This window comes from Dysgonomonas sp. UBA7630, from assembly GCF_002483985.1.
In the GTDB taxonomy this organism is placed as follows: Bacteria; Bacteroidota; Bacteroidia; order Bacteroidales; family Dysgonomonadaceae; genus Dysgonomonas.
Genome location: NZ_DLIY01000006.1, coordinates 44,310 through 58,874, shown reverse-complemented (window position 1 = coordinate 58,874; position 14,565 = coordinate 44,310). Strand labels below are relative to the sequence as shown.

The following is a 14,565-nucleotide window of genomic DNA, read 5'->3' as shown; positions in this document are numbered from 1 at the left end:
TTTTTAGAATTCTACATTAAGACCAAATATTATGGATTTGTTCTGAGGATATGTTCCATAATCGACACCTAATTCGACTGCACTTGCATCATAAGCATTTACTTCAGGGTCGTATCCGCTATATTTTGTCCAAGTCCATAGATTTTGAGCTGTTATATATGGTTGAAGTTTTCTGATTCCTGCTTTTTTCAGAAAGTTGAACTTCGGGCTAAAATCATAAGATAGTGTTATATTTTTTAATCGCAGATATGAGCCATCTTCAACAAAGCGGGAAGAGTTATAAATATTCTCTATATTTCCCGGACGAGGTATTTCGGTTACCATACCGGGGCGTTTCCATCTCTTTAAGACATCGGTAGATTGATTACGAAAGTCCATCATACCTGTCATATCAATCTTTGATGCGTTGAAAATATCATTTCCGTATGATCCTTGAAAGAATACAGATAAGTTAAAGTTTGCATACGAGAAAGTGTTTGTCAGACCAAAAACAAATAAGGGTTGTGCATCCCCGATTTTAGTTCGGTCTTCAGGATCTATTATTCCGTTCTCATTTCTATCTTCATAGATGATATTACCGGTTTCCGGATCTACTCCTTTTGATACATATCCGTAAAATGTTCCCAATGAGTTTCCTTCCTTTAATATAATAGCAGGTTGTTCGGTAGTATAAGTAGTGGCATAATAGTACACTTTGTTTAAACCAAGTTTGGTTACTTCATTCTTGTTGAATGAAATATTAAAATCAGTATTCCATTTAAAGCTCTTAGCATCTATGCTTCGCGCAGATACAGCTATTTCAAGACCTTTATTTTTCATTTCAGCATCATTGCGAGCAATTCCTCCGGGTATATTGGCATAACTGGGTAGATAAACAGTTAACAACATGTCTTTTGTATATTTATAGTATGCATCAAAAGTGAAGATGAGTCTCGAATTAAACATGCTGAGATCAATACCTACGTTTGTTTGGGTCGTTTTTTCCCATGTCAATTCTCTGTTGCCAGGAGTTTTCAAATAAAGAGACAAACCAGGTAATGAATTATCAGTAGTAGGAGGTATTCTTCCTGCTGCATATTGCGCTCGCCATGAATAATTGCCAATACCTTCCTGATTACCATTAAGCCCCCACCCTGCTCTGAGCTTCAAGTCTGAAATGACATTTGCTGTACCGGTCATAAAGGACTCACTAGAAATACGCCATCCGGCAGAAAATGAAGGAAAAACACCCCATCTTTTTCCCGGAGCAAACTTAGACGAACCATCTGCTCGCATATTGGCACTGATCAGATATTTACTTTCGTAATCGTATGCTACACGTCCCAGAAACGAGGCAAGAGTCCACTCGGATGCGTAGCTCCATGTTTCATCTTTATCGATAATGTTAGCCGCAGAGAAAGAGCGAATATTAGGATAAGAACTAAGTAAGTCGTATCCTGAAAGCTTTCCTCCTTCTGATTTAGCTTTTTGTATCGTAGCACCCCCAAGTATCGATAAGTTGTGTTTGTCTTTAAACTTGTTTTGGTATGTTACAAGGTTTTCCCATAGCCATTCAAAATCCTTAGAACTTTCTTCCTCTACACGACCTTTAGTAGATCGTCCGTCAGAGTTGGATGTAGGGTCTAGAAAATATAAGCCTCTAGAGTTAGTTTCGTCTATTCCAAAACTTGTTTTGTAATGTAAGTTTTTTGCAAGAGTAAAATCGAGGTTGAGAGACCCAATCAGACGGCTTCTGTCGTAAGTCTGATCTGCAGCATTAGCAGCAAATGGACTTAATATACGTGCTCCATATGCAAATTCATCATATTGTCCGGGATTATCAGAATCCCACTTTTGAATATAAGGAGGAGTATTTATTACCGAAAGGATTGATCCGGCTCTCATTGCACTTCTGTTTTCATAGACCTTGCTTCCTTTTGTTTTTGTATAGGCAAGGTTTAGTCCCATTTTAAGCCAGTCTGTTTGCTGATTATCAATGTTCGTTCTGAAATTATAACGTTTAAAATTCGACTTTTTAACAATACCTTGTTCATCCAAATAACCGGCAGATGCAAAATACTGAAGTTTATCAGTTCCACTGGTTAATGACAACTGATAATTTTGATTACTACCGGTTCCGTAAAATGCATCAGTCCAATTTGTATAACGAGTTTCTTCATCAGGGATAGAGACAGGTGTATCTGTGTACTTGTTTAGATCTTTGATATAATCTTTATACTGTTCAGTGTTCAATGCATTTATTTTATTTCCCAGCTTCGAAAATCCAACATACGAACTAAAGCTCACAGAACGTACGCCAGCCTTCCCTCTTTTAGTCGTAATAAGTACAACTCCATTAGCTGCTCTTGCTCCATAGATAGCAGCAGATGAAGCATCTTTAAGTATTTGCATACTTTCTATATCATTCGCACTAAGATTCGAAATAGTCGTCATTGGAGTACCATCTACTACATATAGCGGCTCATTCCCAGCCTGTATAGATGTTGCACCTCTGACTCTGATAGATAGTTCAGAACCCGGCTGACCTGAGGGTTGAACAACCTGTACTCCGGCAGCTCTTCCTTGTATAGCCTGAGCTGCTGATATAATTGGACGTTCTGAAATATCTTCCGTAGATACTACAGCAACAGCAGTCGTCAAGTCCTTCTTTTTTACCGTATTATAACCTATAACAACTACTTCTTCCAACTCCTTATTATTCTCTTGTAGTTTGACTTGTATATGCGAGTTTTTACCAACAGTAATACGTTGTGATGCATATCCCACATAAGAGATCAATAATACAGATTTTTCGTCTTTTACTGAGATAGAGAAACTACCATCCAAATCTGTGATTGTTCCATTATTTGTTCCTTCTTGCACTACACTTACTCCAATCAAAGGCTCTCCTTGATTGTCAATAACTGTTCCCTGTACTGTTTTTCCCTGTGCCACAATGCTATGCTGAGTAAGGTAAGAGTCCTTTTTTTGTTTCGAAACAATGATTATATGTTTCTGCTTAATTGTATAGCTACAATTCTCATTTTTCAGAACCTGTTTAAGAGCGTCTTCCAAAGATAAATTACGGATTGATATCGAGAGTTTTTTTTCTACATCAAGATCCGTTTCATCAAATCCGACCGAATAGCCACTTTGTTTTTCTATTTCATACAATGCAGCCCTGATTGTGATATTATTATTCACAATATTAATGTTGGACTGCGCCCAAACATGGCTCAAACAAGACAATAGAAGTACTGTAAGCCATGTATAAACATGCTTTCTTTTCAACATTAGAGTATAAATTTTAAAGGTTAATTAATTGCTTTTCAATATATATATATAGTATTGCTTTTTATCTTATAATTGAAGTCTCGGATAATTTCTTTTAGTATGTCAAGGGTTTCCGGCAGGGTTTCTTCTGGAGAGAAACGTACCGTAAATGTCCTTCCTTCATATTTACCCGCATCAAAGTGTATAACTACATCATAGCGTTTTTCTATAGCATGCAGAATATCACCAAAAGAGGCTTCCTGAAATATTAAATATCCATCTTTCCACATTGCTACTCTCTTTGCATCCACAATTTGTTTCGATAAATATTGAGTTTTATTATCATATATAATTTGCTCATTCGGCTTCAATATCATAGATTGTACAGGGCCCGTTTTTGTTTCTACTTTTATCTTACCCTCTTCTAATGTTGCTGTTATTTTTGGTAAGTCTAAATAAGCCCTAACATTAAATATTGTTCCCAATGCTTCAATATTCAAATTGTTTGTACTTACGATAAAACGTTTATCCGGATTTTTAGTTACGGAGAAATTAGCTTCACCATTGAGATAAATAGTGCGTGTATCTCCTACAAATTTTTCGGGATATATTATTATTGATCCTGAATTCACCCATACCTCGCTGCTATCCGGTAAAACAATTAATTTTTTTTCGCCATAAGGAACAAAGCATTCTACCATATTCACATTTTTAACCGAATATTTCTGTGTCAGGAAATATGTAAGATATGAACATAGTATAGGAATCATAATCATGGCGGCAATACGCACAATGTAAGAGTAATTGATTCTCTTAATTCTATGTCTTGCATTCATTTTTTGATGCAACAGCTCTAAATCTCTTATTGTAGATTCATCAGCCTCCGCATTTATATTATTCCATATATTTTCAAGAGATGCATTTTTATCTTCAACATTGTCTGAATTTATCAGCCATTGTCTGAATTTATACTGGATATTCTTGGGAAGAATATTCTCTGTATATCTTCTTATAAGTAGATCGATGTGCTTTTTATGCATTTCTTTGGCTTTTATTACTTAGACTGTAATAAGGAAATAAACACGTAGTCGGTAATTCTTTTTTTTAGTAAAAAAATAAAACTATGTTCATGAGTAGTTTTCTAATATCTTTTAATGCACTGGAAATGTGGGTCTCTACCGTTCTTTTGCTAATTTCTAATTTTATAGAAATTTCCTCGTTTGTGAATCCTTCTTTACGGCTCATTTTATATATTTTCTTTCGTTGCTCAGGCATTGATTCAACTAATGTATCAATAAGCATTTCCAAATCACGAGCCTCAATTGACTCTTCCAATGAATCGAAGTCTTTTATTTTATACTCTCGCTCGTAATCATCAAAGAGTGCATTCTCCTTAAAAAAATCGAAGACCGCATTTTTGGACATTTGGAATAAGTATGTTCTGAAATATTGAATTTCGGGGAGCTTCTCTCTATTGTTCCATATTTTAAGAAATATATCTTGAGATAAATCTCGAGCATCTTCTTCATTCTTTACTAAACTCATTATAAAATTTTTCACTCGAGGATAATGAAGAATAAAAAGAGAATCGAAAGCTTTTGTATTTCCTTTCGAAATATTTAAAAGATACTCTTTTTCTATGTCCATACGATCTAGAATAGATAAAAAACGAAATCTGGGATATATAGAAATGACAATAACTATCTATCGGCACAAAGCTAGTAAGTTTTATGTTTGCAGCATAACAACTAAAATAAATTAACAACTTATATTTGTTCTTAAGGTTAGTCTTTTTCTCGTTTTTCAATTCAGAAAAAGTAATGGCTTAAATATATTTCCCATATATAAAAAATAGACTCTTTTTAAGACAAGGATATACGATGACCACATTGGCACACTCGGATCAATAAATTCGAGATATTGGAACGAATCCTCAAGCAGATCAAGCCTGTCTTTTATGAAAGGAGTATGAAATCCAGATTGATATGGTAAAACCTGAAAGAAAATATCTTCCTGCCTAAGAGATTCGGACAACTTCTTAAGAGCATCTTCGGTAGCGCATAATAATACTTGATTCGGACAATTATCATTAGACAAGTAAAGATTAGGTATTGAGTCCAAATACTTCTTAACCCTCTCCCGCCCTACACTGACAGCAATAAAGAAAACGCCATCTATTTTATATTTACTAGCATCTAAGCAGTTGATAAGTTTCTTGATTGATTTACCTGATATCATACCTGATGCTTCCACACCGAACCACTCACCTAAGCTGTGTCCGACGTTCATATCTGATTTTATATTTAATGCCTTCAACGACATATCCATCGCTTTGTTGATACGATACAATCTTAAGACATTGTCTATAATTTTACTTTCTGCTGATCTGTATTCCTCTTCAGGTAAAGAAAATTTAAAATAGTTGATCAGGCTCTCTATTTCTGGGTTCACTCCGGGATCATAGCCCGGATACATAAAAGCAATCTTTCCTCCATTCTTTATAAGTGGTTTATTTGTAAACCAAATATCTTGACGCCCTTTCCATATTAAATCTTTTTCAATAAATTTTATAGCTTTTTCTATCCTATCGGTCGTTGGATTGAATAGAACCAAACGGTAGTCTCCTTCTTGATTAAAAGATGCTGTTTGTCCATTACGTAAAGTCTTTATTAACTCTTCTTTGGAGGTAGAGCTAATCGCTATTACTTTATCTTGAAATGGGCTTTTCTCAACATCATCGTCTAAAGATCGTTTTTCTCCGTATGCTTCTAAGATCACATGTGCATTTATTCCTCCAAAGCCAAAAGCATTTACCCCAGCAACTAATGGGTACTTATTTTCATCCCAATCCTGAAGTTTCTGTACAGGTTTGAAACGGGTATTTTCTATCCCCTTTAATGGATGCTCACAATGTAATGTTGGAGGAATTTTTCTAGTATATAATGCTAAAACTGTTTTAATCAAGCCAAGAATACCTGCGGCAGGCATAACATGACCAATATTAGATTTTACAGAACCAATCAGTACATCTTTGTCACATTCTTCTTTTGGAAACACTTCTGATAAAGTTTGTAACTCTGTCTTATCTCCTATCGTTGTAGCAGTACCATGCGCTTCTAAATAACCAATTTTAGATTTGTCTAAATCTCTATTAGCCCAAGCTGTTTCTATAGCAAGTTTTTGTCCCTTTACTGATGGAGCCATTACGGCAACTCCTGATCCATCACTACTCACTCCTACCCCTTTGATGACTGCATAAATACGATCTTTATCTGCAATAGCCTTATCCAACGTTTTTAGAACAACGAAACCGCTACCTTCACCAATCAGTAGACCATCCGCATTTTCGCTAAATGGACAGATACGTTGTTTATGAGATAGAGCTCCAAGTTGTGAAAAAATACTCCAAAACGGAGCATTATGACCAACATGAACTCCCCCTGCAACTGCAATATCACATCTTCCACTTTCTAGTTCTTTCACACAATGATCCAATGCAATCAAAGAGCTAGCGCAAGCTGCATCAACTACATATGACGGTCCCTGCATATCTAACTTATTAGAAATAAGGGATGCTATCAGATTGGGTATAAGCCCGGGCATAGAATCCGCCTGATAACGCCCTCTTGATGTTTGATAATGTTCTTTTATTTTGTCGAGTTCTTCATCAGATAAATCGGGTAATGCTTTTTTTACCACTTCTGTTATTTGATGACTGACATGAACAATATCCATAGCTCGCCATATAGCAGATCCCACATATGCTCCTTTTCCTATTACCAATGCGCATTTCTTTAAGGATATATTTTTTTCAAAGACCGATGCATCTTCCAATGCTTCATAAACACATTTTAATGCTAAGAGATGTGCTGTATCCATTCCTTCTACAGCCAATGGTAGAATAGAAAATTGGATAGGGTCAAATAGTATATCCGGAATAAAACCTCCTCGTTTGCAGTAAAATCGATCTACAGCCGGAGTCTTTGTCTCTTCAAAATATCTAGGATCTAATCTATCAGCAGGAACATCCTTAATACAGTCCACCCCATTGATAAGATTATTCCAATACTCAGTGTAATTACTTGCTTCAGGAGCAATACAAGACATCCCTACTATTGCTATATCTTTCTTGTTTTCCACTTCTGAATCAATTATTTAAAAAGCTTTTTACATCTTCTGATCCACCCATCACCAGTATATGATTCTCTTTTCCATATTTAAGCTCATTTACAAAATATTCAGCTCCTTTCCTCAGAGGAATCAACGAAACCCCACGTTTCTTGAACTCAGCTTCTAATGTGTCATTTACCATACCTGTTCCTTTCCAGGGTCCCCAATTAATAGTGAGTATTCTGGCTTCAACTTTATCATTTAAGATTGGAGCAATATAATCGAAGACACTGTTTGCTGAAGCATAATCAGATTGTCCCTTGTTCCCATAAGATGATGCCACGCTACTGAACATTACAAATAGTTTTAGGTCGGAACGTAATTCATCCAGTAAGACATGCAGTGGAATGACTTTGGTAGAATACACTTTATCAAAAGATTCAAAAGTTTTATGTATAAATAATTTATCGTCCAACAAGCCTGCAGCATGAAATATCCCGTCTATTCTGTTATAGGTATCATATGTTTTTTTTATAAAACCTCTCAGTGCTCCTTCATTTTTTATATCTAAGGATATATATGTTACTTTCGCTCCGTTTTGTTCTATTTTTGCAACATTTTCATTTATCTGATTCGTCTTGAATATCTTTTGTACTTTCTTTTCTATTTCGCCGGGAGATTTCAGGTTTTCTTCAGTGATCAGATATTTACGTATCTTGTCCTTTGAGTCCAACGATTTATACTTATCAAATTCTTTTGTAGGAGTGTCTGAACGTCCTACAAGAATATAGTTACATGGATATTCTTTTGACAGTTCGCTAATCAACTCTGGAGTAATTCCTTGTGCACCACCAAATACAACAACTACAGAGTCTTTGTCGAAAGATAGATTGGAACTACCATTTTGAATAAGAGTGACAGGTTTAGGATTTGTAAAATATCTCTTTTTATCCTTATAGATTATTTCTGTATAGGTAGCATCATGTGTTAATAATTCATCTATTGCGATTTGAGACAAAGAATCAGGTTCGAAGATAGAATGAGATACTATTGCCCTGAAATTTATTGTAGGGAATTCATGTGCAAGACTCTTTATCAGTCCAGGGAAGCCTTGAATTTCTTTCAACTTAGATACCCCTTCAGTCATTTTAATATTACCAAGTACATCACTGAATGTATACACCCATTTAATCCTAGCAATATCTACATTTTTGATCATACTAAACACTTTTTTGATACTGTATTTTCGAGGGGATGTCGAAGAGTTGAGTATTACTAGCCCATCATACTGAGAAAGATTCTCATCTCCTTGTATCAAGTCAACAATAGCTCCATTTCCCTCTATTGATGCTTTTATATTTTGAGCATATCCACCACCATCATCAGTAAGGGCAAACCGTTTTCCTTCTATCTGAATTTTTTCTGAGTTTAAGGTTGTTTCTTCAAGTTCAAAACTCATTCTTATCAATTCATCTGCAATAGTTTTATTCTCTTTTACTGTTGTCTGTTCAACTTGAATTGTTTGCCCTATTTGAGACTGGGGTATAGAATCTTTATTCTCAACACCATTAGCCAACTCTCTTATCCAATCAATTAATCCATTAAGAGTTTTTACTGAAGCTAATTTTTCAATTGTATCATCAGCATCCTCAATACTACCGGATATATTTAGTTTTTCTCTCAATGAGCCTATAATCTCCATACGTTTGATAGAATCAATGCTGAGATCAGCTTCCAAATCCAAATCCAAACCAAGCATATCGGCTGGATAACCTGTTTTTTCGCTAACAGTTTCAAGAAGCAAGGCCTTGATATCATCAATTGTCACAGTTGTAGTTGGAACAGCAACTACCGATTGTGCCAAATCTGGTGTACTTGCAACTTGTGTTTGATTTATATTTGATTTGGCTAAATCCTTAATCCAGTCAATCAAACCGTTAAGGGTTTTTACCGAAGCTAGCTTTTCTACAGTATCTTCGGCATCTTCCATGCTTCCTGATATGTTAAGTTTTTCTCTCAATGATCCTATAATTTCCATTCGTTTGATAGAGTCTATACTAAGATCAGCTTCCAAGTCAAGGTCAAGACCTAACATTTCGATAGGATAACCTGTTTTTTCACTAACGGTCTCGAGTAATAAAGCTTTAATATCGTCTATAGACACATCCGGTGTTGATGGCTCTACAGATTTAGGCATCGACGCATTTATTGCCACAGGTTGTTGTATCGACTCTACGTGCTGCGGTACTGTGCTTACCGGTAAGACCTGTACTTGTTGCACAGGGATCGTTTGTATTGGAGTTGATATATTATTGGGAGTATGACCTAAATAGCCCAGCATGACATCACGCTGGCTCTGCATCATCATTCTCATACTATTTAGATATTCTAATATTACTTGATCTGAAGAAGAAAGTCCTGAAGATTCATTATTATTGGGGTTATTAACCATATTATTTAGGTTCATTAAAGGTTGTGTTATTGGGTATGCACCTGTCGAAGGCATTCGTCCATTAGTAGGTATAGCATTATGGCCATTGATATGCCAAACAATAGGACTCTTCTTATATTGTTCAGGCTCATCAATATTTACGATAGATGTATTGCGGTTTTTAAAGAGTTTTTCAACGTCAACAGATTTTCCTGTCGACAAATATTTTGCAAGAGTATGCAAGATGAAAGTTACTCCATTGAAACTTTTATTTTCTGTTTCAAAAGCAGAGACTTTATCTCCTAAGATGGATTGTACGAGTCCTGTAAGAACTCTACCGGGTCCAACTTCGATAAATATACGTGCACCTTCATTGTACAGATTTTCAACTTGCCGAGTAAAAAGTACAGGTTTAATAAGATGCTCCGCTAATCGATTTCTTATTTCTTGAGTTTTTTGAGGGTAAAGTTCCGCTGTTGTATTAGACCATACAGGTATATTTAGAGTCTTAAAGTCAACCTTGTTTAACACATCGGCGTAAAGCTCTCTTGATTTGTGTAAAAGAGGACTATGAAATGCGCATGCTACATTAAGCTCTTTATATGCAATATTTTTATTACTTAGTTTTCGCATAAAAGCATTCACTCCATCCGTAGAACCTGCCAGTACAATTTGTTTCGGAGAATTAAAGTTCACAGCCCACACATCCTTTTCACCTTCCAATAGGCCAATTATCTCTGTTTCGGGAAGACTGACAGCTATCATTCTCCCTTTATCCTCTTCTATTGCATCTAATATAGATAAAGCTCTTTTATGACTTAATGGCACTAGCTCTTCGGCATCAAAAGCACCGGCAAAACATAAAGCCGGCAACTCTCCATAGCTATGACCTGCCACCATATCAGGCATAATACCTAGAGACTTTAGAAACTCAGCGAATGCAAAATCTACAATTCCAAGTAATGGTTGAGCATTTCGTGTATCGGTGATAACTTTCTCTTGCTCTTTACGTGTTTCTTCATCGAATGCTGAGTAAGGAAATAATATCTTTTCGTATTCTTTGTGTTTTTTAAGCAAGCGACGCATTGCAGGAAAAGCAACAAACATATCGCGAGCCATATTTACTCTTTGACTACCTTGTCCGGAAAACATAAATGCAACTTTGCCGTCTTTCGCATTTTTTAAATATATGCCATGTTCTTCTTTTCCGCTAAGAGCCGTATTAATTCTATTTAGCAATTCTTTGCAGTCACTTGCTATTATAGATAGTTGAACTTCTTTCTTGCTGTGTACAGCTAAACTGTAAGCTATATTTTTAATATTGATTGTATCATTGTAGCTCAACAGATCTTTTACTTTTTGCAATTGTTGTTTGGCTTCGTTTAGTGAATCGCCACGAAATACAAATAGTTCTGATGGCCACAAGGGTAAACTGCTATTATGTTCTTCCTCCTTTTTATAATTTTCCATTACTACATGGAAATTAGTCCCACCAAAGCCAAAAGCACTAACTCCGGCGATTCTCGTTTCACTATCCCAATACCCAGACTGTGAATTAAAGACAAAAGGACTACTGTCTTTATCGTAATAAGGATTCGGTTTATTAAGATGTAATGTCGGCGGTTGAACTTTGTAGTAAATAGACAAAGCAGTTTTGATAACGCCTGCAATACCTGCAGCACATTTAGCATGTCCTATTTGTGTTTTGACTGAACCTAGTAATGTTTGTCCTTTAATGGCGCCTGATTCAAGAAACATATCTGTTAATGCTCGTAGCTCTGTTCGGTCTCCCACTACTGTTCCCGTACCATGAGCCTCTATCATTTCTACCTGTGATGGTAAAATTCCTGCATTCTGATAAGCTCTTTGTAATGCTTTTATCTGTCCATTTCTGTTTGGGGCAGTCATTCCCAGACTTTTTCCATCACTACTACCTCCCATTCCTTTTATAACAGCATATATCTTATTTCCATCACGTTCGGCATCAGCTAACCGTTTCAGGACTAAAACGCCAATGCCTTCCCCCAAGGCAATACCATCTGAATCTGCATCGAATGAGGCAGAGTAACCTTTACGGGATAATGCATGCGTACATGAAAACATTAAGAAGTCGTTGATTCCGTTATGTAAGTCGGCTCCACCTAAAAGTACCATATCTGAGCGATTGGAGAATAATTCCTGACAGCCCAAATCCAGAGCTGCAAGAGATGAAGCACATGCTGCGTCTACTGTATAGTTTCGTCCACCCAGATTTAGACGATTGGCGATTCTACCGGATATCACATTTGATAATACTCCGGCAAAAGAATCTTCATTAAGACGAGGTAGGGAATTTTTCAAAACATCTGGTAATTCGCCAAAAACCTGTTTTGCATAACCTCTGAAACCATAACTTGCCGCTAGTTCTGTTGCACCTTCTGCACCGAATATAACGGAAGTGTTTTCCAAATCAATTTCGGACAGGTTTTCATATCCTGCATCTGTTAAGGCTTGCTTAGCCACCAAAAGGCTCAATAATTGTGTTGGTTCTATAGACGCAAGCGATTGAGGTGTCATTCCAAACTCAAGAGGATCAAAGTCTATCGATGGAATAAATCCGCCCCATTTCGAGACCACTTTATCTGTATCCGTAGAGTTTGAATCATAATATAGATCTTTATTCCAGCGACTATCGGGAACCTCTGTTATACAATCTTTGCCAAGAACGATATTTCTCCAATATTCTTCAATGTTATGTGCATTCGGAAAAATACCTGAAATTCCTACAATAGCTACATCTAATGGTTTTGTATTTGATGTTGGCAAAGCAATATCGGGCAGTTGAGAAAGTAGCTCGTTATTATCTACAGCTACATGCTTATGCAATTCATCCAGAGTTATTTCTTTTTGATTGAGAGCTGCTATTTGTCCTATCATATAAAGACCTTTTTCTTTTTGCTCTTTCTCGTTCAATTTTACAAGATCAGTTCCTATGCGTTCAATGCCTTTTGTTGCAATTCTTGAACGACCAAGGTTAAGTTCCTCTAATCTGATCCAAATTTCTTTACTATCTAGGTTTTGCTGTTGTAGTTTTTCTTTTTCCTTACCGAAATATTCTGTAAATGGAGATTTTAGAGATTGTGTTTCTTGTCCGGGAGCTGCTTGCAGAATAACTGTTGCATTTTCTTCAATCGCCAATTTTTGGAATTCAGGACGGATGGCTTTTGTCTCTACGGCTTCTTTTGTATAAAGATATGAAGACCCCATTAACACCCCTATTTTAGCACCTTTAGCATCAAGTGTGGCAGACATTATAGATACGAATGCAGAAGAAAATGCATCATGTATCCCACCCGCAAAAAAGACACTAAATGCAGATAGATTATCTTCTTTTAGTAATCTGTATATCTGTCTTTCCCATAGGATAAAGCTGGAAAGAGGGCCTATATGTCCCCCACTTTCACGTCCTTCGAATACAAAGTTCTTCGCCCCTTCCTTAAGAAATATATCCAACAATGTTTGAGATGGGACATGAATAAAAGCTTTGATACCTTCTTTTTCAAATGGTTTTGCCAAAGCGGGGCTTCCTCCGGCGATAAGTACCACGGGTGGTCTGTAATCCAATATATATTTCGTTTGCTCTTCACGTTGTTTTGCAGGAATAAATCCTAGTAGCCCAACGCCCCAGACTTTGTCGTTGAGTAACCGACTGGATTCTGCTATCAGGTTGCAGGCGGCATCTCCGGTTGTCATACTCATGGCTATAAAAGGTAATGCTCCCGCATCAGCTACACTACAAGCAAATTCAGGGACATCGCTTACTCTAGCCATTGGCCCTTGTGCTATTGGGTATTTTATACCTAAACTTTTTGCGAGTTTACTATCTGATTTGATTGTTTGCAATCTTTTTGCTTGCTGTATATGACCGTATATAGCTTCATAGAAACTAGAAACGAAAGTGTTAAGGTTTTTATATTTTTCTACAAAGTCAATAGATAATGAAATATCTTGCCCCATAGGTAAGATATTCTTATTAATATCTAATTCTCCCAATAATGGTATAATATCCGAATATTTAGTGTTGACAGGTAATTTAGGAGAGTTTTTCCTCAACAATATCCTGAAATTGTCAATTACGGTAGTCTCACTCCCACTCAGTTTACTAAAAATATTTTTCTGATCTTTGGTTAAACTGCATTCAGGAAATAAGGAAATCTGACTATCCATAATAACCCCCTTAGCCCCTAAAGCCAAACAAGCGGCAGAAGTATGTACACCGACTCCGCCTTGTATATAAATATTTATTCCTTTATTTAAATATTTATCCGCTATACTTTGGAAAAGGATAAATGAGGACTGAGCCGACACTTTTCCTGTTCCTTCATTTCCTTTTACGATAATATTACTGATACCGCTATCGACTACTCTTGCAGCTTCATCTAAAGAATGTACCTGACATAATTTTTCTATATTTTCGCTTACTGATATATTCATACCAGCAGGAAAAATCACTCTAGTTACATTTGGTGGAAGTTCTAATTTTAATGAAGTCTCATCTACAAAACAAACCCCAAAAGATTCAGTTGTAGATTCACTCATGATATCTAAGGATTCTTGTGCTTTTTGCAGATTCCTACCAAGATGCAATACGAGATATGCATCGGTCTTGATCGTTTCTAAAGCTAAAGCAGGATTCGGTATCTCGAAGGGAGATACGATTAGTAGCTCTTTGTAATGTTGCATTATTAAATAGTTGTAGTTTGTTTTATATGTTTGTCTTTCTTGTTTTATTA

The 14,565-nt window shown here is 36.2% G+C and carries 5 protein-coding genes; all 5 read right to left on the bottom strand.

Annotated elements, in window-relative coordinates; translation table 11 throughout:
- Positions 1 to 3: 3 nt before the first annotated feature.
- The 5 genes from B3P17_RS02780 to B3P17_RS02760 all read right to left on the bottom strand — a co-directional run bounded on the left by B3P17_RS02780 (position 4) and on the right by B3P17_RS02760 (position 14,515).
- Positions 4 to 3,273, bottom strand: coding sequence for a TonB-dependent receptor (locus B3P17_RS02780; RefSeq protein ID WP_291103189.1), 3,270 nt, complete (start codon positions 3,271 to 3,273; stop codon positions 4 to 6).
- A 35-nt stretch (positions 3,274 to 3,308) separates the two neighbouring features.
- Complete coding sequence (locus tag B3P17_RS02775) at positions 3,309 to 4,292, bottom strand: FecR family protein (RefSeq protein WP_252637344.1); 984 nt, start codon at positions 4,290 to 4,292, stop codon at positions 3,309 to 3,311.
- Positions 4,293 to 4,356: 64 nt separating this feature from the next.
- The gene (locus B3P17_RS02770; protein WP_252637343.1) at positions 4,357 to 4,899 is read right to left on the bottom strand and encodes an RNA polymerase sigma-70 factor; all 543 of its coding nucleotides are present in this window, start codon (positions 4,897 to 4,899) and stop codon (positions 4,357 to 4,359) included.
- A 156-nt stretch (positions 4,900 to 5,055) separates the two neighbouring features.
- A complete protein-coding gene (locus B3P17_RS02765; protein WP_252637341.1) occupies positions 5,056 to 7,392 on the bottom strand; it encodes a beta-ketoacyl synthase N-terminal-like domain-containing protein in 2,337 nt (778 codons plus the stop codon).
- Between the two features lie 7 nt (positions 7,393 to 7,399).
- Positions 7,400 to 14,515 carry a type I polyketide synthase gene (locus B3P17_RS02760; RefSeq protein WP_252637339.1) on the bottom strand — a complete coding sequence of 2,372 codons (7,116 nt, stop codon included), beginning with the start codon at positions 14,513 to 14,515 and terminating at the stop codon, positions 7,400 to 7,402.
- Positions 14,516 to 14,565 lie beyond the last annotated feature (50 nt).